20 protein-coding genes are annotated in these 22,405 nt (G+C 66.8%); 9 read left to right on the top strand and 11 right to left on the bottom strand.

Translation table 11 applies throughout. The features are described from left to right. Positions 1-26: 26 nt before the first annotated feature. Positions 27-956 carry an NAD-dependent epimerase/dehydratase family protein gene (locus tag LDO86_RS18535; protein ID WP_018770002.1) on the bottom strand — a complete coding sequence of 310 codons (930 nt, stop codon included), beginning with the start codon at positions 954-956 and terminating at the stop codon, positions 27-29. 126 nt (positions 957-1,082) lie between these two features. On the opposite strand from LDO86_RS18535, the gene LDO86_RS18530 reads away from it, so the two are divergent. From LDO86_RS18530 to LDO86_RS18500, 7 genes are all read left to right on the top strand, one after another. Next, entirely contained in the window at positions 1,083-1,835 is a 753-nt protein-coding gene (locus LDO86_RS18530; protein ID WP_018770003.1) for a TetR/AcrR family transcriptional regulator, read from the top strand. A 90-nt stretch (positions 1,836-1,925) separates the two neighbouring features. Continuing rightward, the gene (locus LDO86_RS18525) at positions 1,926-2,360 is read left to right on the top strand and encodes a hypothetical protein (protein WP_026265888.1); all 435 of its coding nucleotides are present in this window, start codon (positions 1,926-1,928) and stop codon (positions 2,358-2,360) included. A 233-nt stretch (positions 2,361-2,593) separates the two neighbouring features. Then, positions 2,594-4,471: a molecular chaperone DnaK gene (gene dnaK / locus LDO86_RS18520; protein ID WP_018770004.1), complete on the top strand. Its 1,878-nt coding sequence runs from the start codon at positions 2,594-2,596 to the stop codon at positions 4,469-4,471. A gap of 3 nt (positions 4,472-4,474) precedes the next feature. After that, a complete protein-coding gene (locus LDO86_RS18515; RefSeq protein WP_018770005.1) occupies positions 4,475-5,173 on the top strand; it encodes a nucleotide exchange factor GrpE in 699 nt (232 codons plus the stop codon). A 109-nt stretch (positions 5,174-5,282) separates the two neighbouring features. Then, entirely contained in the window at positions 5,283-6,254 is a 972-nt protein-coding gene (locus tag LDO86_RS18510; protein ID WP_026265889.1) for a DnaJ C-terminal domain-containing protein, read from the top strand. A 15-nt stretch (positions 6,255-6,269) separates the two neighbouring features. Continuing rightward, positions 6,270-6,695, top strand: a complete 426-nt coding sequence (locus LDO86_RS18505) for a helix-turn-helix transcriptional regulator (protein ID WP_018770007.1) — start codon at positions 6,270-6,272, stop codon at positions 6,693-6,695. 187 nt (positions 6,696-6,882) lie between these two features. Continuing rightward, on the top strand, positions 6,883-7,281 hold the full coding sequence (locus LDO86_RS18500) for a hypothetical protein (RefSeq protein WP_223992900.1): 399 nt from the start codon (positions 6,883-6,885) through the stop codon (positions 7,279-7,281). 61 nt (positions 7,282-7,342) lie between these two features. Here the strand turns inward: LDO86_RS18500 and LDO86_RS18495 are convergent, their stop codons facing one another. Further along, positions 7,343-8,752: an aldehyde dehydrogenase family protein gene (locus LDO86_RS18495; RefSeq protein ID WP_018770009.1), complete on the bottom strand. Its 1,410-nt coding sequence runs from the start codon at positions 8,750-8,752 to the stop codon at positions 7,343-7,345. A 344-nt stretch (positions 8,753-9,096) separates the two neighbouring features. Here LDO86_RS18495 and LDO86_RS18490 point away from each other — a divergent pair, with 344 nt between their 5' ends. Further along, positions 9,097-9,333: a hypothetical protein gene (locus tag LDO86_RS18490; protein ID WP_018770010.1), complete on the top strand. Its 237-nt coding sequence runs from the start codon at positions 9,097-9,099 to the stop codon at positions 9,331-9,333. Positions 9,334-9,394: 61 nt separating this feature from the next. Here the strand turns inward: LDO86_RS18490 and LDO86_RS18485 are convergent, their stop codons facing one another. From LDO86_RS18485 to LDO86_RS18455, 7 genes are all read right to left on the bottom strand, one after another. After that, positions 9,395-10,897, bottom strand: coding sequence for an NAD-dependent succinate-semialdehyde dehydrogenase (locus LDO86_RS18485; RefSeq protein WP_018770011.1), 1,503 nt, complete (start codon positions 10,895-10,897; stop codon positions 9,395-9,397). Positions 10,898-10,920: 23 nt separating this feature from the next. Beyond that, a complete protein-coding gene (locus LDO86_RS18480) occupies positions 10,921-11,742 on the bottom strand; it encodes an HpcH/HpaI aldolase/citrate lyase family protein (RefSeq protein ID WP_026265890.1) in 822 nt (273 codons plus the stop codon). Beyond that, positions 11,727-12,512: a 2-oxo-hept-4-ene-1,7-dioate hydratase gene (hpaH, locus tag LDO86_RS18475; RefSeq protein WP_018770013.1), complete on the bottom strand. Its 786-nt coding sequence runs from the start codon at positions 12,510-12,512 to the stop codon at positions 11,727-11,729. The genes LDO86_RS18480 and hpaH overlap by 16 nt, the downstream gene beginning before the upstream one ends. Before the next feature lie 2 nt (positions 12,513-12,514). After that, on the bottom strand, positions 12,515-13,600 hold the full coding sequence (gene hpaD, locus LDO86_RS18470) for a 3,4-dihydroxyphenylacetate 2,3-dioxygenase (protein ID WP_018770014.1): 1,086 nt from the start codon (positions 13,598-13,600) through the stop codon (positions 12,515-12,517). Between the two features lie 100 nt (positions 13,601-13,700). Continuing rightward, complete coding sequence (hpaE, locus tag LDO86_RS18465; protein ID WP_018770015.1) at positions 13,701-15,212, bottom strand: 5-carboxymethyl-2-hydroxymuconate semialdehyde dehydrogenase; 1,512 nt, start codon at positions 15,210-15,212, stop codon at positions 13,701-13,703. Between the two features lie 64 nt (positions 15,213-15,276). Continuing rightward, on the bottom strand, positions 15,277-15,951 hold the full coding sequence (locus tag LDO86_RS18460) for a GntR family transcriptional regulator (protein ID WP_018770016.1): 675 nt from the start codon (positions 15,949-15,951) through the stop codon (positions 15,277-15,279). Continuing rightward, positions 15,944-17,407 carry a fumarylacetoacetate hydrolase family protein gene (locus tag LDO86_RS18455; RefSeq protein WP_224084148.1) on the bottom strand — a complete coding sequence of 488 codons (1,464 nt, stop codon included), beginning with the start codon at positions 17,405-17,407 and terminating at the stop codon, positions 15,944-15,946. Before LDO86_RS18455 ends, LDO86_RS18460 begins: the two co-directional genes overlap by 8 nt. 231 nt (positions 17,408-17,638) lie before the next feature. Here LDO86_RS18455 and LDO86_RS18450 point away from each other — a divergent pair, with 231 nt between their 5' ends. Further along, positions 17,639-19,561 (top strand): FAD-binding monooxygenase, encoded by a 1,923-nt coding sequence (locus tag LDO86_RS18450; RefSeq protein ID WP_018770018.1) that lies wholly within the window; start codon positions 17,639-17,641, stop codon positions 19,559-19,561. Here LDO86_RS18450 and LDO86_RS18445 read toward each other — a convergent pair. Together LDO86_RS18445 and LDO86_RS18440 are read right to left on the bottom strand one after the other, a co-directional pair. Beyond that, positions 19,534-20,388, bottom strand: a complete 855-nt coding sequence (locus tag LDO86_RS18445) for a prephenate dehydratase (protein ID WP_018770019.1) — start codon at positions 20,386-20,388, stop codon at positions 19,534-19,536. The two genes, LDO86_RS18450 and LDO86_RS18445, sit on opposite strands and share 28 nt — an antisense overlap. Positions 20,389-20,441: 53 nt before the next feature. After that, positions 20,442-22,355: an amylosucrase gene (locus tag LDO86_RS18440; protein ID WP_018770020.1), complete on the bottom strand. Its 1,914-nt coding sequence runs from the start codon at positions 22,353-22,355 to the stop codon at positions 20,442-20,444. Positions 22,356-22,405 lie beyond the last annotated feature (50 nt).

Below are 22,405 nucleotides of genomic sequence, written 5' to 3'. Positions count from 1 at the left end.
GCGCCAAAGCGCTAAACCTCGGAGCACTAACCCTGCTGCCGCCACCAGTCCACGGTGGCGGCAGCAGCCGTTTCCAGCGGAGTCGGACCGACTTCCAGGGCAGCCTGGGACGCGGCCGAGTCCATGATGAACGGCCGCTCAAACTGGTACAGCATCTCGGCCAGCTCGCGGGCGTCGGTTGAGAGCATCCCGGCGGTGCGGAGGGTCCAGCCGGGCAGGGCGCGCACCTTGGGCGCCGGCCGTCCTGCCGCGGCGGCGAAGGCGTGGGCCAGCTCCATCTGGGTAAGGGCCGGACCCGTGGGGGCGTGCCATACGGCATTCCAGGCGGAGGGCCTGTCCGCCGCCGCGATCATCGCCGTGGCCAGGTCCGGGACGTACGTGAACGAGTGCGGCTGCCGTGAGCTGCCCACCACGCTGACGTTCTTCCCCGCCAGGATGGGCACCACCATGCGCTCCCCGCCGTGCGCCATCCGGACGCGGGGACCAAAAAAGTCGCCTGCCACCACGCTCACCGTTGGCGTTGTGGCGGCCTCGCGGGCCCGGAGCAGCTCCGTCCGCACCCCGCGTTTGCCGCCCGCAGCGTGGCGCGGGCTGCCCTCCGTCATCACGCTGTCCGGCTCGCTGTAGGAGTAGAGGCTTTCCGGGAATACGACGACGGCACCCGCTTGGTGCGCCGCAGTGAGGACCGCCTGCTCGGCGGCGGGAAGCTCCGCCCGCCATGCCGCGGCGGTGTACGCCGAGCCGTGAATGCAGTGGAAGACTGCCCGGGCGCCGGCCAGGGCTGATCGCAGAACCTCGGGATCCTTCGCATCACCGGCCATGAGCTCGATCAGCGGGTGCTGTGGTCCGCTGCCCGACCGCGTGAGGACGCGCACCTGCCGTCCCAGGTCTGCCAACTGTTCGGCCACCGTCCACCCCACCGGTCCCGCTCCGGTTACTACGTACACATCTGCCATTGTGGCCTCCTTGTTCCTTTTCCGAGAGCACCGCTCTCGGGAAACAGCATGACCCCATACGCCGACTAAGTCAAGAGCGGTGCTCTCTTTTGATTCCGGCGCTCTCGTTTATGGCATGCTGGACCCGTGACTGACGTCGAAAAAACAGCCGGCACTGTTGTCCGCCCCCTCACCCCGCGGCAACGGGCAAGGGCGCAAACCGTGGCGGATATCGTCCGCCTGGGGCGGCAGCACCTGGCAACGCACGGTGCGGCCGCTCTCTCCCTGCGGGCGGTGGCGAGGGACCTCGGGGTGGTGTCCTCCGCGGTCTACCGCTATGTGGAGAGCCGGGACGAGCTCCTGACCTTGTTGCTGATAGACGCCTTCGGCGAGCTTGGGGACGCGGTGGACGCCGCCGTCGCCCAAGCGCCGGAGGATGACCACACTGCCCGCTTCCGGGCGCTGGGCCGCGCGGTCCGGGAATGGGCCCTGCGCGAGCCTTCCAGCTACGCGCTCCTTTTTGGCAGCCCCGTGCCCGGCTACAGCGCCCCGGCGGAGCGCACGACGGGCCCGGGCACCAGGGTCATCGTCAGCCTCATCGGCATCCTGGACGCAGCTTCCCGGGCAGGGCAGCTGGCAGTTCCGGCCGAAGGCGCACCGCAACTGCCGCCAACCCTGGGCAGGGACCTTGCCGCCATCCGTTCCGAGTTTGGCCTGGACCTTCCGGAGGAACTGGTGGCGAGGGGTGTCCTGGTGTGGAGCTCCCTCTTTGGTGCGGTCAGCTTCGAGGTGTTCAACCAGTACGGGCCGGATACCTTCCATGCGCCCGCTGACCTCTTCGACCATCACCTCGCCGTCCTGGCAGGCATCGCCGGCCTGCCGGCAGGGGCCTCCCGATAGGTGCCGGCGAAGCCCTGTTGGTGCGCGCGGGCCGTCGATAGACTGCCAGTGCGCCCGCATGGACGCGGAGCCTCGAAGGAGAGATGCACCATGACCGAGAACCCTGAAGTTGCAGCCGAGGAGCCCCGCAAGGGAAGCAGCGCACCCGGGCTGGAGGGTGAAGGCGGGCAGTACGTGGATGGTGACTATGGCGATGCCGGAGCCGTGGAAAGGCCGGCGGGCGAACGGGACGACCAGTATCCGGAAGGCAACTACGGCGATGCCGGAACGGTTGGGGCCCCTGCCGGAGGTGCGGGCGAAGGCGGGCAATACGTGGACGCGGACCATGGCGCCGGCGGTACCGTCAACGGGCCCGGGCGGGACCTTGCCGACGGCGAATACGAGGAAGGCGACTACGGGGAGGCCGGCACAGCCGGCGGCGCCCGAACAGAGGAGGCCGCGCGTGAAGGGCTTACCGACCGCCAGGTCCAGGCGACGGCGGAAGAGCGCGGCCCGCTGCACGGCGACCGGGACACGGAGCGCTGAGTAGCCCGGCGCCGCGTTCTCCTAAAGCGAACCCGCCTTCCGGCGTCGTAATTCTGCGCGCAAAAGCCCGGAAATCCAAGGAATACCGCGGCTGTTATCCGGCGCGGCATCCAAAGTTGAGCGGACTGCACTCAACTTTGGATTGACATCGGTGGCGCCCTGAGTAAAGTTGAGTGCAGAACGCTCAATGCTTAGGGCGCCAACCAGTTTCCAAGGAAAGAAGGAAGCAACACATGTCACGTGCAGTAGGTATCGACCTCGGAACCACCAACTCCGTCGTCTCCGTTCTCGAAGGTGGCGAGCCCACCGTTATTGCCAACGCCGAGGGTGGCCGCACCACGCCGTCGGTCGTTGCATTCTCCAAGTCCGGCGAGGTCCTGGTTGGCGAAATCGCCAAGCGCCAGGCCGTCAACAACATCGAGCGCACCATCGCTTCAGTCAAGCGCCACATGGGCACCGACTGGAAGGTGGACATCGACGCCAAGAAGTACACCCCGCAGGAAATTTCCGCGCGTATCCTCATGAAGCTGAAGAACGACGCCGAGTCCTACCTGGGTGAAAAGGTCACCGACGCCGTCATCACCGTCCCGGCCTACTTCAACGACGCCGAGCGCCAGGCCACCAAGGAAGCCGGCGAAATCGCAGGCCTGAACGTCCTGCGCATCGTCAACGAGCCCACCGCCGCGGCACTGGCCTACGGCCTGGACAAGGGCAAGGAAGACGAACTAATCCTGGTCTTCGACCTCGGTGGCGGCACCTTCGACGTCTCCCTGCTGGAAGTCGGCAAGGACGAAGACAACTTCTCCACCATCCAGGTCCGCGCCACCGCCGGTGACAACCGCCTGGGCGGCGACGACTGGGACCAGCGCGTCGTTGACTACCTGCTGAACCAGCTCAAGGTGAAGGGCATCGACCTCTCCAAGGACAAGATCGCCCTTCAGCGCCTCCGCGAAGCAGCTGAGCAGGCCAAGAAGGAACTCTCCTCCTCCACCAGCACCAACGTCTCGCTCCAGTACCTCTCCGTCACCCCCGACGGCCCGGTCCACCTGGACGAGCAGCTGACCCGCGCCAAGTTCCAGGACCTCACCAAGGACCTGCTGGAGCGCACCAAGAAGCCGTTCCACGACGTCATCAAGGAAGCCGGCATCAAGCTCTCCGACATCAACCACATCGTGCTGGTGGGCGGTTCAACCCGTATGCCCGCCGTCTACGACCTGGTGAAGGAACTGGCCGGCGGCAAGGAGCCCAACAAGGGCGTGAACCCGGACGAGGTCGTCGCAGTCGGCGCAGCCCTGCAGGCCGGCGTGCTGAAGGGTGAGCGCAAGGACGTCCTCCTGATCGACGTCACCCCGCTGTCCCTCGGCATCGAAACCAAGGGTGGCGTGATGACGCACCTGATCGAGCGCAACACCGCCATCCCCACCAAGCGGTCCGAGACCTTCACCACGGCGGATGACAACCAGCCGTCCGTGGCGATCCAGGTCTTCCAGGGCGAGCGCGAGTTCACCCGCGACAACAAGCCGCTGGGCACGTTCGAACTCACCGGCATCGCCCCGGCACCGCGCGGTATTCCGCAGATCGAGGTCACCTTCGACATCGACGCGAACGGCATTGTGCACGTCTCCGCCAAGGACAAGGGCACCGGCAAGGAGCAGTCCATGACCATCACCGGTGGCTCCAGCCTCTCCAAGGAAGACATCGACCGGATGGTCCGCGACGCCGAGGAGCACGCAGCCGAGGACAAGGCGCGCCGCGAGGCAACCGACACCCGCAACACGGCCGAGCAGCTTGCCTACTCCGTGGACAAGCTGATCGCCGACAACGCGGACAAGCTGCCCGAAGAGGTCAAGACCGAGGTCCAGGCCGACGTCGACAGCCTCAAGAAGGCCCTTGAGGGCACCGACGACGCCGCTGTGAAGTCCGCGTTCGAGAAGCTGCAGGCTTCCCAGACCAAGCTGGGCGAGGCCATCTACGCCCAGGCCGGTTCGCCGGACGGCGCAGGCGCTGCAGGTGCTGCAGGTGCTGAAGGTGCCGCCGGAGCTTCGGCAGGTTCCAAGGACGAGGACATCGTCGACGCCGAAATCATCGACGAAGACGAAGCGAAGAAGTAACCCATGCCGCACCACGGTAACGAGGAAGAGCACAACACATCCGCAAGCCAGCAGAACACGCAGGGCAACGGCCAGGAGCCCGTCATCCGGGACAACCGCAAGGTTGACCCGGTGACCGGGCAGGCCCGGCACCCCGAGGGCGGCCAGTCCGCTCCGGGGGCCGGTTCCCGGGCCGGGGCAGCAGATTCCGACGGCGACGCGCTGGCCCAGGCCGAGGAGATTCTCAACGGCGTGGACGTGCCGGCCGAGGAATCCGTGGCCCAGGGTGCCCCCGCAGGGTCCGCCGGCGCCGAGGCAGCCGAACTGCGCAACGACCTGCTCCGTCTTCAGGCTGAGTACGTCAACTACCGCAAGCGCGTTGAACGCGACCGTGCCGTGGCAGGGGAAATGGCCGTCATCGGCGTCCTGAATTCCCTGCTCCCGGTCCTGGACGACGTCGACGCCGCACGGCAGCACGGTGACCTCACCGACGGCCCATTCGCCGCGATCGCCACCAAACTGGAGAACGCGCTGAAGACCTACGGCCTGGTCCGCATCGACGAAACCGGCGTGGAGTTCGATCCCACGATCCACGAAGCCCTGATCCAGCAGCCCGGCGAGGACATCGAGGTTGACACCGTCAGCCAGGTCCTCCGCTCCGGCTACAAGTCAGGCGACCGTGTCCTCCGCGCAGCCCAGGTGATCGTGGCCGTCCCGGCTTAGTTGCCCATCGCCTCCGCGGATGAGGGGGTCCCGCCCGGGCCCCCTCATCCGCTCCGGCGTTCAGCGGTAATCTCGCCCTAACGCTTTTGTACTTTGAAAGGAAACGCCATTGGCTAGCCAGGATTGGGTGGACAAGGACTTTTACAAGATCCTTGGTGTTGCCAAGGACGCTTCCGACGCCGACATCAAGAAGGCCTACCGGAAGCTTGCGCGGCAGCACCACCCTGATACGAATGCGGGGAACGCCGCTTCCGAGAGGAAGTTCAAGGACATCTCCGAGGCTTATTCGGTGCTTTCGGATCCGGATGAGCGCCAGCAGTATGACGCCATCCGGGCCATGGGCAGCGGGGCCCGCTTTGCTCCCGGCGGCGCCGGCGCCCCCAACGGCGGGTTTGAGGACATGTTCGGCGGCCTGTTCACCGGCAATACCGGACGGCACGCCGGTGGTTTCAATCCCTCCGCCGGCGGCATCCCGCCCGAGTTCGCCGACCTCTTCGGCGGCTTCGGCGGCGCCCCCGGATTCCAGCGCGCCCCGCAGAAGGGCGCCGACCGGACCGCGTCGACCAGCATCTCCTTTGCCGGCTCCATCCGCGGCACCACCATCGGCCTGCGTGAACCCAGCGGCGAGGTCATCGATGTCCGGGTTCCCGCGGGTATCAAGGACGGCCAGAAGGTCCGCGTGCGTGGCAAGGGCCAGCCCGGTCCCGCCGGCAATGGTGACCTGGTGGTCTCCGTGTCGGTCCAGCCACATGCGTTTTACACGCGCGACGGCGACAACCTCCGGATCCACGTCCCCGTCACCTTCCCGGAGGCTGCTTTGGGCGCGGACATCGAAGTTCCCACCATCGACGGCGACAAGGTCAAGGTCCGCGTCCCGGCAGGCACGCCGTCCGGCCGTACCCTGCGGGTCAAGGGCAAAGGCGTCAAGACGCCCAAGGCCACCGGCGACCTGCTGGTGACGATCGACGTCGCGGTTCCCAAGAATCTCAACAAGGATGCCGAAGCTGCGGTCAAGGCGTTCGCCGAGGCCACGTCGTCGGCGGACGTTCGCGAGGGCCTGGCAGCCAAGGCCCGGCTCTAGGCGCGGAGGTGAGCCGTGGACATCAATGCTGACCAGCCGATCTTTGTGATTTCGGTGGCGGCAGAGCTGGCGGACATGCACCCCCAGACCCTGCGGCAGTACGACAGGCTTGGCATCGTCAAGCCCAGCCGTGCCCCCGGAAAGTCCCGGCGCTATTCGCAGCGTGACGTGAACATGCTGCGGGAAGTGCAGCGGCTGTCGCACGAAGGTGTGTCGCTGGAGGGGATCAAGCGCATCCTGGAACTCGAAAACCAGGTGGCAGCCCTCCAGAGCCGGATCGCTGAACTCACCGAGGAACTCGGGCGGCGGCCGCGTTCCGTGGATTCGCGCATCTTCGCCGCCGGCGCCGCGGGCGATGTGGTGAGCCTGGCCCGTGGCCAGCGCCCCCGGCCCCGGTCACAGGCGGTCATGTTGTGGCGGCCCCGGGCGATCGGACAATAACGGGATGCCGGAGAGCAGGTAGCGTTTCCCGGTGCCCCGGACAAATATGAGTACCCGCTACTCGTGACGGAAAAGCCCCCTGGAATTTGAATGGAACCATCGCCGGATCAGCGGCGATGGTTCCGCAATTTCTGGGGGTTTTCGTGTTTAAGGTTCTCAGCGAAGCTGCTTCAACCCGGGTCCGGCCATGAGCCCGGGGATGGAATCCGTGGCCGCGTTCAGCAGCTCCTTGCCGGGGCAGATCCTGCTGGCCATCGGGCAGACCATTGTTGTGGTCTGCGTCTGCTTTGACATGGTCCGTGAATTGTCCGTCCCGCGGTCCCACCGGCGTTACGTGGCCAGCACCGTCTTCCGTACCCTGGCGATCCCGTCGATCGTGGCCAATGCCATGACCGTCTTCATCGCCCTGGTGGTGTCCTCCTGGGTGGACGTGGTGATGGGCATGTTTGTCCTGGTGGCCATTGTTTTCCGGTTCCACCACAACCAGGACGAGGACAACTGGTGGAAGGGCAAGGGCAAGAAACTTGCCCGGTGGGCCCGCCGGCAGTTCGCCGGCCGGACGTCCACGGCCCCGGCCATGGGGTAGCGCCGCGAAGCCCCGGGAGCCCGGCGCCGGCAACCTTGCGTGCCGGGCTCCCGCGTCAACATCAGCCGTTGATCACCTGCGGTACGCCCAGGGCCTTGAGGCCCTCCACGCCGAATTCCACGCCGTAGCCGGACTGCTTGGCGCCGCCGAACGGGATGCGCGGGTCCACGGCGCCGTGCCGGTTGATCCACACGGTTCCGGCCTGGATGCGGGCCGCGACCTCCCGGGCTGCTTCCAGGTTGGGGGACCAGACGGAGGCGCCCAGGCCGACGTCGAGCCCGTTCGCCTTTTCCACCGCCTCGTCGATGCTGCTGTAGCGGATGATCGGCAGGGCGGGGCCGAACTGTTCCTCGGCCACCAGCGGGTTGTCGTTGTCGATGTCCGCCACCAGGGTGGTGGGGTAGAAGTAGCCGGGCTGGCTGGTATCCGGGTTCCCGCCCAGCAGGACGCGTGCCCCGGAAGCCTTGGCCGCCTCCACGAGGGTGGCCACGACGTCGTACTGCGCCTTGTTCTGCAGCGGTCCCAGCACGTTGTTCTCGTCCAGGCCGTTGCCCATGGGCATCTGCTTGGCGACCGCCACGAGCTCGTCACAAACGGCGTCGTAGATGTCGTCGTGGACGTAGAGGCGCTTGAGCGCGGCGCAGGTCTGGCCGGTGTTGAGGAAGGCGCCCCAGAAGATGTCCGTGGCAATGGCCTTGGGGTCGGCGTCGGGCAGGACAATGCCGGCGTCGTTGCCCCCAAGTTCCAGGGTGAGCCGCTTGACGGTGTCGGCGGAGGACTTGATGATGGCGCGGCCGCCGGCGGTGGAGCCGGTGAACATGATCTTACCGATCGCCGGGTGGTCGGTGAGGCGGGCGCCCACCTCGCGGCCGCAGGACACCACGGACAGGATGCCTTCGGGGAGTTCTTCGTTGAGGACCTTGACCAGCGCCAGCACGGAGAGCGGGGTGTTGCCGGAGGGCTTGACGACGACGGTGTTGCCCATGCGCAGGGCCGGCGCCAGCTGCCAGACGGCGATCATCATGGGCCAGTTCCACGGGCCGATCGCCCCGACCACGCCGATGGGCCGGTAATGCAGCTCAGCGCGGGTCTCACCGTCGTCCACGATGGTTTCCGGTTCCAGCGGCAGGCCGGCCGTGGCGCGGAGCCAGGCGACGCAGGCGCCCACTTCGAAGCGGGCGTTGGGGCCGTTCAGCGGTTTGCCCTGCTCGCGGGAGAGCAGCTGGGCGAGTTCCTCGGCGGAGCGTTCGACGGCGTCGGCTGCCTTGAGCAGCGCGGCGGACCTTGCGTCGTGGCCCAGGGCAGCCCAGGCTGGCTGCGCGGCCACGGCTGCGGCCACGGCGCTTTCCAGGTAATCGAGGCTGTGGACGGGGGCTTCGCCTACCGGTTCGCCCGTGGCCGGATTGAGGATGGTCCGGCCAGTGCCGGCAGCGGGGGCAATGGAGGCAAGAAGTGCATCGTACGTTTCCAAGGGATACTCCACATCGAGTAGGCGAGGACGCCAGCCGGTCGGCGTAGCGGGTTACTCCCCAGTTTGGGTGAGTGCCCGCCCCCGCTCTTGTGTTTGTGCGCAGGACTGTTGGCGGAGAGGGAACGGCGTAAAAATCAGCCCGCCTTATTGTGAACTTGTCAGATTAAACCTTAGGGTGGGGATCAGGCCGGCGAAGCCCTCGAGAACCGCCGGGTAACTCCTCCCCGGATCCAGGCAAACGACCCCGTCAAACGCCCACCAGCGGTACCGCGGCCCTTATTTCTCCACGGCGCACAGGTGCTGGGTTTTGCGTCGTCGACGCCCCCGACAAGCAGGAGAACACCATGACCGTAGAGTCCGAGCTCACTGAAGCGCCCGCAACAGCACCTACCGACATCTCCCGAGGGGGCCGCTACGTTACGTTGCCACCCGGATCGGAGGTATCGCCGAAGCTTGAGGGCAGCTACGTCACGGTGCCCGGAGCCCTTCCCGGACATGGCAACAGGGCCCAGGGCACGTACGTGACACTTCCCGCGGCGCCGGCGGGGGCGACCGAGATCAGCTACACCCGCGTCGGCTGACCCGCGTCAAGAAGCACCTGCCACCCTTTCGACCAGGGCGGCAGGTGCTTCTTCCCCGCGGTTACCCGGCGTAGGGGTCGGCGATGCCGATGTATTGGGTGGTGGTGTATTCGGCGATGCCTTCGGAGCCGCCTTCGCGGCCCAGGCCGGATTGCTTGACGCCGCCGAAGGGTGCGGCGGCGTTGGAGATGACGCCGGCGTTGAACCCGACCATGCCGAATTCGATCTGTTCCGCGACGCGCAGGAGGCGGTTGAAGTCGCGGCTGAAGAGGTAGGACGCCAGACCGTATTCGGTGTTGTTGGCGAGCCGGATGGCGTCTTCCTCGGTGCTGAAGGTGGTCACCGGGGCTACGGGGCCGAAGATTTCCTGGCCAAGGATCGCCGCGTGGTTGGGCACGTTGGCCAGGACGGTGGGCTGGTAGAAGTAGCCCGCTCCGTCCACCGGTGCGCCGCCGGTCACGGCCACTGCTCCGGCGTCGACGGCGGCGCTCACCAGTGCATGCACCTCATCACGGGCGCCCGCGTCGATGAGGGGTCCCACCTGGGTGGCCGCCTCGGTGCCGCGCCCGGTGTGCAGGGCGCCCATGGCGGCGGCGAACTTCCGGGTGAACTCCTGCGCCACGGATTCGTGGACCAGGAACCGGTTGGCCGCGGTGCAGGCTTCGCCCATGTTCCGCATCTTGGCTGCCATGGCCCCTTCGACGGCCTTGTCCAGGTCGGCGTCTTCGAAGACGATGAACGGCGCGTTCCCGCCGAGCTCCATCGAGGTGCGCAGCACGTTCTGCGCGGCGTCTGCCATGAGGCGCTTGCCGACGGGGGTGGAGCCGGTGAAGGAGACCTTCCGCAGCCTTGAGTCCTTCAGGAGCGGGCCGGAGATCCCGGACGCGGAGGAGGATGCGACGACGTTGACGACCCCGGCGGGAAGGCCGGCGTCGAGCATGGTCTGGGCGAAGTACTGCGCCGTAAGCGGGGTGAGCTTGGCGGGTTTGAGGACCATGGTGCAGCCGGCGGCGATGGCGGGGGCGACCTTGCGGGTGGCCATCGCGAGCGGGAAGTTCCAGGGGGTGATGAGCAGGCAGGGGCCCACGGGTTTGTGCTGGACCAGGATCTTGTTCCTGCCCTCCGGGGTGGTGAGGTAGCGGCCGTAATCGCGGACGGTTTCCTCCGCGAACCAGCGCAGGAACTCCGCCCCGTAGGTGACCTCACCGCGGGCCTCGGCCAGCGGTTTGCCCATTTCCAGGGTCATCAGCAGGGCGAAGTCCTCGGCCCGCTCGGTCACCAGGTCGAAGGCCCGCCGGAGGATCTCGGCCCGGGTCCTAGGTGCGGTGCGCGCCCAGGACGCCTGCACGGCGTCGGCTGCATCGAGTGCGGCAATGGCGTCTTCGCTGGTGGCGGAGGCGAGGGTGGCGAGCACCTCCCCGGTGGCGGGGTCGTGCACATCGAACGTGCCGCCGTCGGACGCCTCGCGCCACTGACCGTTGATGAGCAGGCCGGTAGGGACGGAAGCCAGGAGCGAGGCTTCATGCTCCGGCGAAAAGGCAGGGGAGATCGCAGAAAGTGTCATGGCAAGTCCTTAGGAAGGGAAGGTCAGTAGCTGGCGGGGGTGTCGCCGTCGGCGTGGGGAATGTACTTTGCTGCGAGGGCCTCGGAACCGCGGGCGAGGAGTGCGACGTCGGCGCCCACCAGGATGAAGTCCGCGCCGTTGGCGAGGTAGTGCTCGGCCGTGGCGGGAGCGAAGGCGTTGACGCCCCCGGGTTTCCCGGCCGCCTTGGCAACGGACAGGCAGTGTTCGACGGCGGCGCGCACCTCGGGGTGTTCCTGCTGTCCCAGCAGGCCCATGGAAGCGGCGAGGTCGGAGGGGCCCACGAAGATGGCGTCCACACCGTCCACTTTGAGGATGTCCTCCACAGCCTCGACGGCCGCCGTCGATTCAATCTGGACGGTGACGCTGATGGTCTCGCTGGCCCGGGCGAGGTAGTCCGGGACCCGGTTCCAGCGTGCGGCGCGGGCCAGGGCCGAGCCCACGCCGCGGGTGCCGTGGGGCGGATAGCGGGTGGCAGCAACCGCCGCCTCCGCTTCCGCCACCGAATTCACCATGGGGATCAGCAGGTTCTGAACCCCCAGGTCCAGGTACTGCTTGATCACCACCGTGTCATTCACCGGCGGCCGGACCACGGTGTGGACCGGGTAGCCATGGATGGCCTGGAGCTGGGCGAGGATGGACTCGAGGCCGTTGGGGCTGTGCTCCGCGTCCACCAGCAGCCAGTCCAGCCCTGCCCCCGCGCAGAGTTCGGCGACCAGCGGGCTGCCGGAGCACACCCACATCCCGGCGAGCGGGCGGCCTGCCTTTCCCTTTTGCTTTTGCGCAGCCAGGGCGGAGCGGAAGGTGTCTTCTATTCGAAACGGCATGTCACAGCTCCCAGGGGTCCGTAGTCGGCGTGGACGGTGTCGCCCTTGTACACCCACAGTGGGCGGGTGAACGAGCCGGCCAGGATGATGTCGCCTGCCTTGAGCGCGTCGCCGTGGGCGGCGATCTTGTTGGCCAGCCAGTGCACGCCGTTGGCGGGATGGTCCAGCACGCCCGCGGCCACGCCGGTTTCCTCCACGGTCTGGTTCTTGTAGAGGATGGCGGAGACCCAGCGCAGGTCAACGGCGTCCGGCTTGACCGGGTTGCCGCCGATCACCATGGCGCCCATGGCGGCGTTGTCCGAGATGGTGTCCACGATGGTCCGGCCCTCCATCTCGATCCGGGAGTCCAGGATTTCGAGGGCCGGAACCACGTAGTCGGTGGCCTTCAGGACATCGAAGATGGTCACGCCCGGGCCCTTAAGTCCGTCCCTGAGGACGAACGCCAGCTCCACCTCCACGCGCGGGTGGGTGTACTGGTCCCACCGAACGGAGCAGCCGGTCTCCAGCACCATGTCATCGAAGATGGCGCCGTAGTCCGGTTCGGTGATGCCGGTGGCGGCCTGCATGGCCTTGGACGTGAGGCCGATCTTGCGCCCCACCAGGGTCCGGCCGGCGTCCTCGTTGCGGCGCCGCCACAGCTGCTGCACCGCGTAGGAATCCTCCACCGTCATCTCCGGGTACCGGGCGGTCAGGCGGGGGACAGGGGTGCGGGTCCGGCCGGCTTCCACCAGCTCGTCCGCGATGGCCTCAATCGTCTTGGGCTCCAGCATGGCTAGACCTGGACTCCCAGCTTGAAGCCCGTCCGGTCGCCTTCGGGCGAGCCGTCCTTGCGGGTGTAGGAGAAGCCGTCGGCGCCCACCGTGACCGCCATCTCGGACTTTTCCTCGCGGACGATGACCGGCTGCGGGTTGCCGTCCAGGTCCAGGACCAGGGAGGCCTCGGTGTACCAGGAGGGGACCACGGGGTTGCCCCACCAGTCGCGGCGCTGGTTGTCGTGGACGTCCCAGGTGATGGTGGGGTTGTCCGGGTCGCCGGTGTAGTAGTCCTGGGTGTAGATCTCAATGCGGTGGCCGTCCGGGTCCAGGATGTAGAGGTAGAACGCGTTGGACACGCCGTGGCGGCCGGGGCCGCGTTCGATCCGGTCGCTGATGCGCAGGGCGCCCATCTTGTCGCAGATCTGGATGATGTTGTGCTTCTCGTGCGTGGCGAACGCGACGTGGTGCATGCGGGGGCCGTTGCCGCCGGTCAGGGCGGTGTCATGGACGGTCTGCTTGCGGTGCATCCAGGCGGCGTAGGTGACGCCGTCGGCATCCTTGATGTCCTCGGAGACGCGGAAGCCCAGGTCCTCCAGGTACTTGCGGCCGCGCGGGACGTCCGGGGTGACCTGGTTGAAGTGGTCCAGGCGGACCAGTTCACCGGCGGAGTAGAGGTCATAGCGCTGGGTGAGCCGCTCCACGTGCTCCACGTCGTAGAAGAACTCGTACGGGAAGCCCAGCGGGTCCTCCACGCGGACGGAGTCGCCGATGCCTTTGGTGAAGCCTTCCTTGCGGCGCTCCACCCGGCAGCCGAGCTCCTTGTAGTAGGCCTCGGCGGCATCCACCTCCGCAGGGGACTTCACCCGGTAGGCGAAGGCGGCGACGGCGGCGATGGGTCCCTTGCGGAGCACCAGGTTGTGGTGGATGAATTCCTCCAGGGAGCGCAGGTAGATCGCGTTCTCGTCTTCCTCGGTGACGTGCAGGCCCAGGACGTCGACGTAGAACTCGCGGGACCTGGCGAGGTCGGTGACCACGATCTCCATGTAGGCGCAGCGGACGATGTCCGGTGCCGGGACGGTGGGGGTGGGAACGAAGTTGGTCATGATGGTCTCTCTTCTTTGAAAGGGGGCTTCTTCCCCAACTGACTGGCAGTAGTTGTCGTTTTGAGGCCTCAAAACGACAACAAATGCGAGCTGGTTGGGTTCAGGCGCCGAATTTGGGGGTGTGGACGGTGCCGAGCGTGATGTGCACGGCCTGCTGGTCGGTGTAGAAGTCGATGGAGCGGTAGCCGCCCTCGTGGCCCAGGCCGGAGGCCTTGACGCCGCCGAACGGGGTGCGCAGGTCGCGGACGTTGTGGCTGTTCAGCCACACCATGCCGGCTTCGACGTTCTGCGAGAAGTTGTGGGCCCGGGTCAGGTTCTGGGTCCAGATGTAGGCGGCCAGGCCGTACTTGGTGTTGTTCGCCAGGGCGAGGGCCTCGTCGTCGTTCTCGAACGGGGTGATGGCCACGACGGGTCCGAAGATTTCCTCCTGGAAGATCCGGGCATCGGGCGCGACGTCGGCGAACACCGTGGGTGCGATGTAGTTGCCTTCGGGCAGGTGGCCGGGGCGGCCGCCGCCGGCCAGGAGCCGGCCTTCGGACTTTCCAATCTCCACGTAGGAGGCCACCTTGTCGTAGTGCTCGGGGTGGACCAGGGCCCCCACTTCGGTCTTGGGGTCATGGGGGTCACCCACCACGATGTTCTTTGCCCGGGCGGCGTACTTTTCGCAGAATTCGTCGTAGATGGCGCGCTCCACCAGGATGCGTGAGCCGGCGGTGCAGCGCTCCCCGTTGAGGGAGAAGACCCCGAACAGGGCGGAGTCGATGGCGGCGTCCACGTCGGCGTCGGCGAACACGACGCAGGGGGATTTGCCGCCGAGCTCCATGGACAGGCCCTTGAGGTTGGCCGCGGCGTTGCGGAAGATCGTCTGGCCGGTGGTGGTCTCGCCGGTGAAGGAGATCAGCGGGACGTCCGGGTGCTTGACCAGGGCGTCGCCGGCCTCCTCGCCCAGGCCGTTGACCAGGTTGAAGACGCCGTCCGGCAGCCCTGCATCCTTGAAGATGGTGGCCCACAGGGAGGCGGACAGCGGGGTGAATTCGGCGGGCTTGAGGACCACGGTGTTGCCGGTGGCCAGCGCCGGGGCGAGCTTCCACGACTCCAGCATGAACGGGGTGTTCCACGGCGTAATCAGGCCGGCGACGCCGATGGGCTTGCGGTTGACGTAGTTGATCTGGGAGCCGGGGACCTTCATGGCGTCGTCGAACTGGGCCACGATCAGGTCGGCGAAGAACCGGAAGTTCTCCGCAGCGCGGAGGGCCTGGCCCTTGGCCTGGGTGATCGGCAGGCCGGTGTCGAACGTTTCGAGTTCGGCGAGCCGGGCTTCCTGGGCCTCGACGGCGTCGGCAATCCGGTTCAGGACACGGGCGCGTTCACGGGGCTTCATCCGGGGCCACGGGCCGTTCACGAATGCTTCACGGGCGGCCGCGACGGCGAGGTCGATGTCTTCCTTCTGGCCGGCCGCGGCGGTGGCGTAGTTGCGGTTGGACACCGGGTCCAGGACATCGAAGGTCTTGCCGGAGATTGAGTCCACGAACTGGCCGTTGATGTAGTGCTGGATGTGGCTGGGCAGGTCATCCGGAACGTAGTGCTTGGTGGTTTCTACTGAGGTCGTCATCGTTGAAGTCCTAACTGTGGTCTCTTCGTACAAGTGGTCGCGTCGTACAACTGGTCTTTTCGTACTAATTGGTTTGGGCGAGGTAAGCGTCCAGGGTCGCCGTGCGGTGCCGGCGGGCTGCCTTCTCGATGTCGTCGGCATCGGCACCGGACTCGATCAGCTTCAGGAGTTCCTCATGTTCCTCCACCGAGTCGCGGGCCCGGCCGGGGACGAAGCGGAAGGTGGAGGACCTGAGTGCGGCCAGCCGGTTCCAGCCGCGGTGTACCAGGTCCAGGATGTGCGGGTTGGGGCAGTGTTCGAACAGGACGCTGTGGAAGTCCTGGTTGAGCTGGGTGAAGCGCACCGGATCGAAGTGCTCCAGGCACTGGCGCATTTCCTGGTTCACGGCACGGGCCCGGGCAATGGCCTGGCCGTCGATCAGCGGTGCGGAGAGTGCCGTGGCGGCACCTTCCACGATGCTGAGGGTCTGCATGGTGTAGAGGTATTCGGTGGGGTCGATGCCTGCCACCGTGGCGCCGACGTTCCGTTCAAACGTCACCAGTCCCTCGGCTTCAAGCCTGCGGATCGCTTCCCGGACCGGAACCACGCTGAAGCCCAGGTCCTTCGCTATGGCACCCAGGACCAGTCGGTAGCCGGGAGTGTAGGTGCCTTCCACGATCCGTGCCTTGACGGCCTGGTACGCCTGTTGGGACTTGCTGCCGGGAGTGGCTGCCACGCCGGCCACGGCGGTTTCAGTCATGGCGGTTGCCTGCCCATTCCTTGTACCGGGCCTGCCATTCGGCGTTCATCGGGTAGAGGCCGTCCACGCTGTTGCCCTGCTTGACCATCTCGAAGATGAAGGTTTCCTCCTTTTCCTGCTGGATGCAGTCCTCAACGAGTTCTTCGGCGATGGCGGGCGGGATGACCAGGATGCCGTCGGAGTCGGCCACGATGATGTCGCCGGGCTGGACGGTGGCTCCGCCGCAGGCGATGGTGATGTCCGTGTCCCACGGGATGTGCCGGCGGCCCAGCACGGCGGGGTGCGGGTTGGCGAAGTACGTGGGCATTTCCAGGCCGGCCACCGCGGTATAGTCGCGGACGCCGCCGTCGGTGATGATCGCTGCCGCGCCGCGGACCTGGGCGCGCAGGGCCAGGATGTCGCCCACGGTGCCGGTGCCTTTTTCGCCGCGGGCTTCCATGACCAGGATTTCGCCTTCGTTGACGGAATCGATGGCGCGTTTCTGGGCGTTGAAGCCGCCGCCATGGGTCTTGAAGAGGTCTTCCCGGTTGGGCACGTAGCGCAGGGTCCGGGCCAGGCCCACCACGCGCCGGTCCGGGCGGGTGGCCTGGAGGCCGTCGATGCTGACGTTGTTAAGGCCGCGCTTGCGCATCTGGGATGACAGGGTGGCGGTGGCGACCGACTCGAGCTTGGCTTTCAGTTCCGGGGTGAGGGCGCTGGCAGGAGCAGGGAGCCCTGCGGCTTCGCGGGATCCGTAGGCCTCCTCCCGCTGCAGGTCGTCAACCTTGGGCTGGGCGCCAAAGTCCGCGAACGCCGTCGTGCCTTGCTCAACGGTGGTGACCAGGCGTCCGGTGGTGAGGGTGCCATCAATCGTGCCCGCCTCAACCTCCAGGACGTCGCCCGGTGCGGCCACGGAGGCGCCGGCAGGGGTGCCGGTGAGGATGATGTCGCCCTCCTCGAGGGTGAGGAGCTGGGACAGGTCCGCCACCAGCCGGGCGAAGGGGAAGAGCAGGTCAGCGGTTGTGTCGTCCTGGACCAGTTCACCGTTGTGCCAGGTGCGGATGCGAAGTTTGGAAGGGTCGACGGCGTCTGCCGGAAGAAGTGCCGGGCCCACAGGGGTGAACCCGTCCCCGCCCTTGGACCGGAGGTTGGAGCCCTTGTCCGCGTAGCGCAGGTCGTACACTCCGAGGTCGTTGCTGGCGGTGACGGCGGCAACGTGGCTCCAGGCCTCCTCGACCGTGACGCGGCGGGCGGCCTTGCCGATGGTGAGCGCAATCTCGCCTTCGTAGCCGAGCAGTTCGCAGCCGGCCGGGCGCTCCACGGGGCTTCCGCTGAGCGCCAGCGAGCTGGAAGGCTTGAGGAAGTAGGACGGTTGGGCCGGGGTGCGGCCACGCTGGGCGGCCCGGCTGGGGTAGTTGATGTGCACCGCGACCACCTTGCGTGCTGCTGCCAGGGTGTCGCCGTTGACCTGCTCCAAAACGTCTCCTCATCAGGTACGAAATCGTATACGATCACTATCCATAGATTTGCAGCTTCCGTCAACCCCCTTGTTTCGGCTGTTTTTGCGGCACTTCCGGAGCCACTTGTCGCCCGCGTCACAACCGGCGTACAGTGGAAAACAAGTTTAGAGTTTTCGATTATCGAATCTACTGTTCTGATATAGAACACGAACTGATGTGAATCATCCACAACGAAGTGAGGAAAGCCCGTGCAGTTCCACCACCACGGATACGTATCCGGTGACCCGCGCATCAAGCCGGCAGCCGGCGTCGGACTGAACCGCCCCGAGGAGCTCCCGGAGGAAGTGGACGTGCTCATCGTCGGCACCGGCCCGGCCGGAATGCTCGCCGCCGCGCAGCTGTCCATGTTCCCCAATGTCACCACGCGGATCATTGACCGCCGGCCGGGCCGCCTCGCTATTGGGCAGGCTGACGGGATCCAGGCGCGCAGCGTCGAAACCTTCCAGGCCTTCGGGTTCGCAGAGCGGATCATCGCCGAGGCGTACCGGATCACGGAGATGGCGTTCTGGAAGCCGGACCCTGCCAACAACGCCAACATCATCCGCGCCGCACGCGCCGTCGACGACGAAACAGGGATCAGCGAGTTCCCGCACCTGATCGTCAACCAGGCCCGCGTGCTGGACTACTTTGCCGAGTTTGCGGCGAACTCACCCACCCGCCTCAAGCCCGACTATGGCTATGACTTCCAGGGCCTCACCGTCTCCACCGAGGGCGACTACCCGGTCACTGTGACGCTGCTTCACACCGCCGGACCCAACGAGGGCCAGGAGCGGATTGTCCGTGCAAAGTACGTGGTGGGGGCCGACGGCGCGCGCAGCAAGGTTCGCCAGGCGATCGGCTGTACGCTGGCAGGGGACCAGGCCAACCACGCCTGGGGCGTCATGGACGTCCTGGCCGTCACCGACTTCCCTGACATCCGCACCAAGTGCGCCATCCAGGCCGAGAAGGGCAGCATCCTGCTGATTCCGCGGGAAGGCGGCTACCTGTTCCGCATGTACGTGGACCTGGGCGAAGTGGATCCTGCCACCCACCACGCCGTCCGCAACACGAGCATCGAGCAGATCATCCACAAGGCAAACGAGATCCTGCACCCCTACACCCTGGATGTACGCAACGTGGCATGGCACAGCGTGTACGAGGTGGGCCACCGCCTCACGGACAGGTTCGACGACGTCCTGCCCGCGGACCGCGGCACCCGCACCCCGCGGGTGTTCATCACCGGCGATGCCTGCCACACCCACAGTGCCAAGGCCGGCCAGGGCATGAACGTCTCCATGCAGGACGGGTTCAACATCGCCTGGAAGCTGGGGCATGTGCTGGAGGGCCGCAGCCCCGAGAGCCTGCTGACCACCTACTCGGAGGAGCGGCAGGTGGTGGCCAGGAACCTGATCGACTTCGACAAGGAGTGGTCCACCATGATGGCCAAGAAGCCCGAGGAGTTCGAGCACCCTTCGGACCTTGAGGACTTCTACGTGCGGACCGCCGAGTTCCCGGCAGGTTTCATGACCCAGTACGCGCCGTCCCTGATTGTTGGCGGCACCGACCACCAGGACCTGGCCGCCGGCTTCCCCGTGGGCAAGCGTTTCAAGTCGGCACCGGTAGTCCGCGTGGGCGACACCAACCCCATCCACCTGGGCCACCACGCCACGGCTGACGGCCGCTGGCGGATCTATGTCTTCGCGGATGCGGCCCAGCCCGGAACGGACTCCACCACGGACAAGCTTGCCGAGTGGTTCGCGCACTCGCCGGAATCACCCCTGGCAGTAACACCCGCGGACGCCGACCCGGACGCGTGGTTCGATCTGAAGGTCATTTACCAGCAGCCGCACACCGCCGTCGACATCAATGCCGTCCCCTCCGTCTTCAAGCCGCAGGTGGGCCCGTTCAAGCTCACCGACTACGAGAAGGTGTACGCAACCGATCCCACGGCGGACATCTTCGACCTGCGCGGACTGGACCGCAACGGCGTCGTCGTGGTGGTCCGCCCGGACCAGTACGTGGCCAACGTCCTGCCGCTGACGGCAACCGCCGAGCTCGGCGCGTTCTTCGCGCCGCTGCTCAAGGCCGCGCCCGCACAGCCACGTCAGGCGGTGGCTGCCGCCGCCCGGTAGTCAGCCGCGGGGTACACGCCGAGGATCCGCACCTCGGTGGTGAAGAAGGCCAGTTCCTCGAGGGCCAGCTTCAGCGGCAGGTCCTCGGGGTGGCCCTCGACGTCGGCCATGAACATGGTGGCGGCAAACTCGTTGCCCACCATGTAACTCTCCAGCCGCGTCATGTTCACGCCGTTCGTGGCAAACCCGCCCAGCGCCTTGTACAGGGCGGAGGGGACGTTGCGGACGCGGAACACGAAACTGGTGACTGCCGGTCCGGGAAGATCCTGCCGGGCCGGCAGTGCCGTTTCCCGGGCAAGGACCACGAAGCGGGTGGTGTTGGAGGGGTCGTCCTCCACGCGCGAGGCCAGCACCTGGAGGCCGTAGATCTCCGCGGCCAGCGGAGGAGCCAGCGAGAGCTTGCGGGGGTCATTCCACTCGGCCACCTCCCGGGCGGACCCGGCGGTGTCACCGGCGATGACCGGCTTGAGGCCGTGGTCGCGGATCAGCTTCCGGCACTGGCCCAGGGCGTGGATGTGGCTGTGCACCTCGGTGGCGCCCTCAATGGTGCTGCCCGGAATGCCCAGCAGGTCGAAATGGATGGGCAGGAAGTATTCGCCCACGATCTGCAGGTTGGACTGCGGCAGCAGGATGTGGATGTCCGCCACCCGGCCCGCGATGGAATTCTCGATGGGGATCATGGCCAGGTCCGCTTCGCCGCCGGCCACCAGTTCGAAGGCGTCCTCGAAGCTGGCGCACGGGACGCTTTCCATGTCCGGGAACATCTGCTGACACGCGATATTGGAGTTGGCGCCGGGCTCACCCTGGTACGCAATCTTGGAGGCCATGGTCCGTATGCTTTCACGCGCGCGGGCCCGTTGCGAAAACGGGCCCGCGAGTGCTACGCGGGGGTGACGCGCAGCCAGAGGTACTGCCGGGGGAGGAGGGTGATGCCGTCGTCCAGTTGCAGGGTGGCTTCGGAGAGAAGGTCGACGGCGGCAGGGGAGTACCCGCTAAAGGTTTCCGCCGGGAGGGTCTGGGCGGAGTCGCTGAAATTGGCGAGGGCCAGGACGGTGCTGCCACCGTCCGGACCGCCCGGGCGCTGGTAGCCGAGCACCGAGCGGTTGTTCGTACGGAAATCCACCAGCGTGGTTCCGGCAAATTCAGGAGTGCCCGCCCGGACCTCGATCATGCGCTTCAATCCGGCGTAGACGGCCCCCTCGGGGGTGGAGGGATCGTCACGGCGGGCGTATTGTTCGGCGGGAAAGTGCGGCCGGTGCACCCAGCGGCTGTCCTCCTCGTGGCCGGGCTCGGACGCGTAGGAGTAGTCGTTGACCTGCCCCACTTCGTCGCCCAGGTACAGCAGCGGGATGCCGCCGGTGCTGAAGGGCACCGAATGGGCCAGGAGGATCCGTTCCACCGCCTCCGCCGGGTCAACCTCCATCCCGCACAGGGACGCCGTCGTGCCGGAAATCCGGCAGTCACCCGTCTTGGGGTTGTCCTGGAAGGGGACGCCGCGGGCGAAGCTGCCCGGGAACCGGTTGACGTAGAAGGAGTTCAGGAAGCGGCGGTGGTCAAAGCCGTTGATGCCCAGCTCGGCCGCGTCCTCATCGGCGAAGGTCCAGCCGATGTCGTCATGGCTGCGGACGTAGTTCACCCATGCCGTACCGTCGGGGATGTTGTGCCTGCGCTCCAGCGCCTGTGACAGCAGGGACACGTCCCTGGTGGCCAGGGACTCCCAGATCAGGGCCATCTGCAGCGGGTTGTAGGAAAGCTGGCATTCCGCGGGGTCGATGTACAGTGCCACCTCGTCGGGGTGCACGATGGCCTCCGACTTGAACAGCAGCGACGGTGCCGCCAGGCGGCAGACCGCGTTGAACGCCCGGAGCAGCGTGTGCGCCTGGGGGAGGTTTTCGCAGGGCGTCCCCAGCTGCTTCCAGATGAAGGCGACAGCGTCCATGCGCAGGATATCCACCCCCTGGTTGGCCAGGAACAGCATCTCGGCGGCCATGGCCCGGAAAACGCCGGGGTTGGAGTAGTTCAGGTCCCACTGGTAGGTGTGGAACGTGGCCCACACCCACCGGCCGTCCGCCATCTGGATGAAGGACCCCGGATGGTTCTCCGGGAAGATCTCGCGGACATTCGCCTCAAAGGCGTCCGGCATGGTCCGGTCCGGGAAGATCCAGTAGTAGTCGCTGTACTCGGGATCGCCCGCGGCTGCCTTCCGGGCCCATTCGTGCTCGTCCGAGGTGTGGTTGAAGATGAAGTCCACCACCAGGCTGATCCCGTTGGCGCGCAGTTCGGCCGCGAGGGAGCGCAGCTGTTCCATGGTGCCCAGCTTGGGGTTGACCTCCCGGTAGCTCGACACGGCGTAGCCGCCGTCCGAATGCGGTTCGGGCGCCAGGAACAGCGGCATCAGGTGCAGGTAGGTGAGGCCCAGCTCCTTGAAATAGGGAATGCGGCTGCGCACTCCCTCCAGGCTTTCGGCGTAGCGGTCCACATAGCAGACGCCGCCCAGCATGCCGTTGGACTGGAACCAGTCCGGCGCCTCCTCGCGTTCGGCGTCCAGCGCCTTCAGCTCCGGGGAGCGCTCCTGCCACGACCGCGCGCTCTGCACCACCAGGGCGGACAGCTGCTCCAGCCAGTCCTGCCGGGCGCCGTAAAGCGAGTGGAACAGGCTGCGGAGGGTGGGGAAGTGCTCATCCAGCCGCCGGTCAAAGTCCGGATCCGCAGGGAGGCCGAGGTCCCGTTGCCGGGCGAGTGAAGCGATGACGGCCTGGCGCGCCTCTTCGTCCTCGTTAACGGTTTCCTGCATGCCACTGCCCCTTCCAGCCGCCGCCGAGATGTCCGGCCGCACATGTACTG

The organism is Arthrobacter sp. StoSoilB19 (assembly GCF_019977275.1).
Classification (GTDB): Bacteria; Actinomycetota; Actinomycetes; order Actinomycetales; family Micrococcaceae; genus Arthrobacter.
This window is presented reverse-complemented; position numbering and strand designations above follow the sequence as displayed.

Coding starts and splice junctions, on each gene's coding strand:
- LDO86_RS18535 (WP_018770002.1), bottom strand. CDS start 956: ATGGCAGATGTGTACGTAGTAACCGGAGCGGGACCGGTGGGGTGGACG.
- LDO86_RS18525 (WP_026265888.1), top strand. CDS start 1,926: ATGACCGAGAACCCTGAAGTTGCAGCCGAGGAGCCCCGCAAGGGAAGC.
- dnaK (WP_018770004.1), top strand. CDS start 2,594: ATGTCACGTGCAGTAGGTATCGACCTCGGAACCACCAACTCCGTCGTC.
- LDO86_RS18515 (WP_018770005.1), top strand. CDS start 4,475: ATGCCGCACCACGGTAACGAGGAAGAGCACAACACATCCGCAAGCCAG.
- LDO86_RS18500 (WP_223992900.1), top strand. CDS start 6,883: ATGAGCCCGGGGATGGAATCCGTGGCCGCGTTCAGCAGCTCCTTGCCG.
- LDO86_RS18490 (WP_018770010.1), top strand. CDS start 9,097: ATGACCGTAGAGTCCGAGCTCACTGAAGCGCCCGCAACAGCACCTACC.
- LDO86_RS18485 (WP_018770011.1), bottom strand. CDS start 10,897: ATGACACTTTCTGCGATCTCCCCTGCCTTTTCGCCGGAGCATGAAGCC.
- LDO86_RS18480 (WP_026265890.1), bottom strand. CDS start 11,742: ATGCCGTTTCGAATAGAAGACACCTTCCGCTCCGCCCTGGCTGCGCAA.
- hpaH (WP_018770013.1), bottom strand. CDS start 12,512: ATGCTGGAGCCCAAGACGATTGAGGCCATCGCGGACGAGCTGGTGGAA.
- hpaD (WP_018770014.1), bottom strand. CDS start 13,600: ATGACCAACTTCGTTCCCACCCCCACCGTCCCGGCACCGGACATCGTC.
- hpaE (WP_018770015.1), bottom strand. CDS start 15,212: ATGACGACCTCAGTAGAAACCACCAAGCACTACGTTCCGGATGACCTG.
- LDO86_RS18460 (WP_018770016.1), bottom strand. CDS start 15,951: ATGACTGAAACCGCCGTGGCCGGCGTGGCAGCCACTCCCGGCAGCAAG.
- LDO86_RS18445 (WP_018770019.1), bottom strand. CDS start 20,388: ATGGCCTCCAAGATTGCGTACCAGGGTGAGCCCGGCGCCAACTCCAAT.
- LDO86_RS18440 (WP_018770020.1), bottom strand. CDS start 22,355: ATGCAGGAAACCGTTAACGAGGACGAAGAGGCGCGCCAGGCCGTCATC.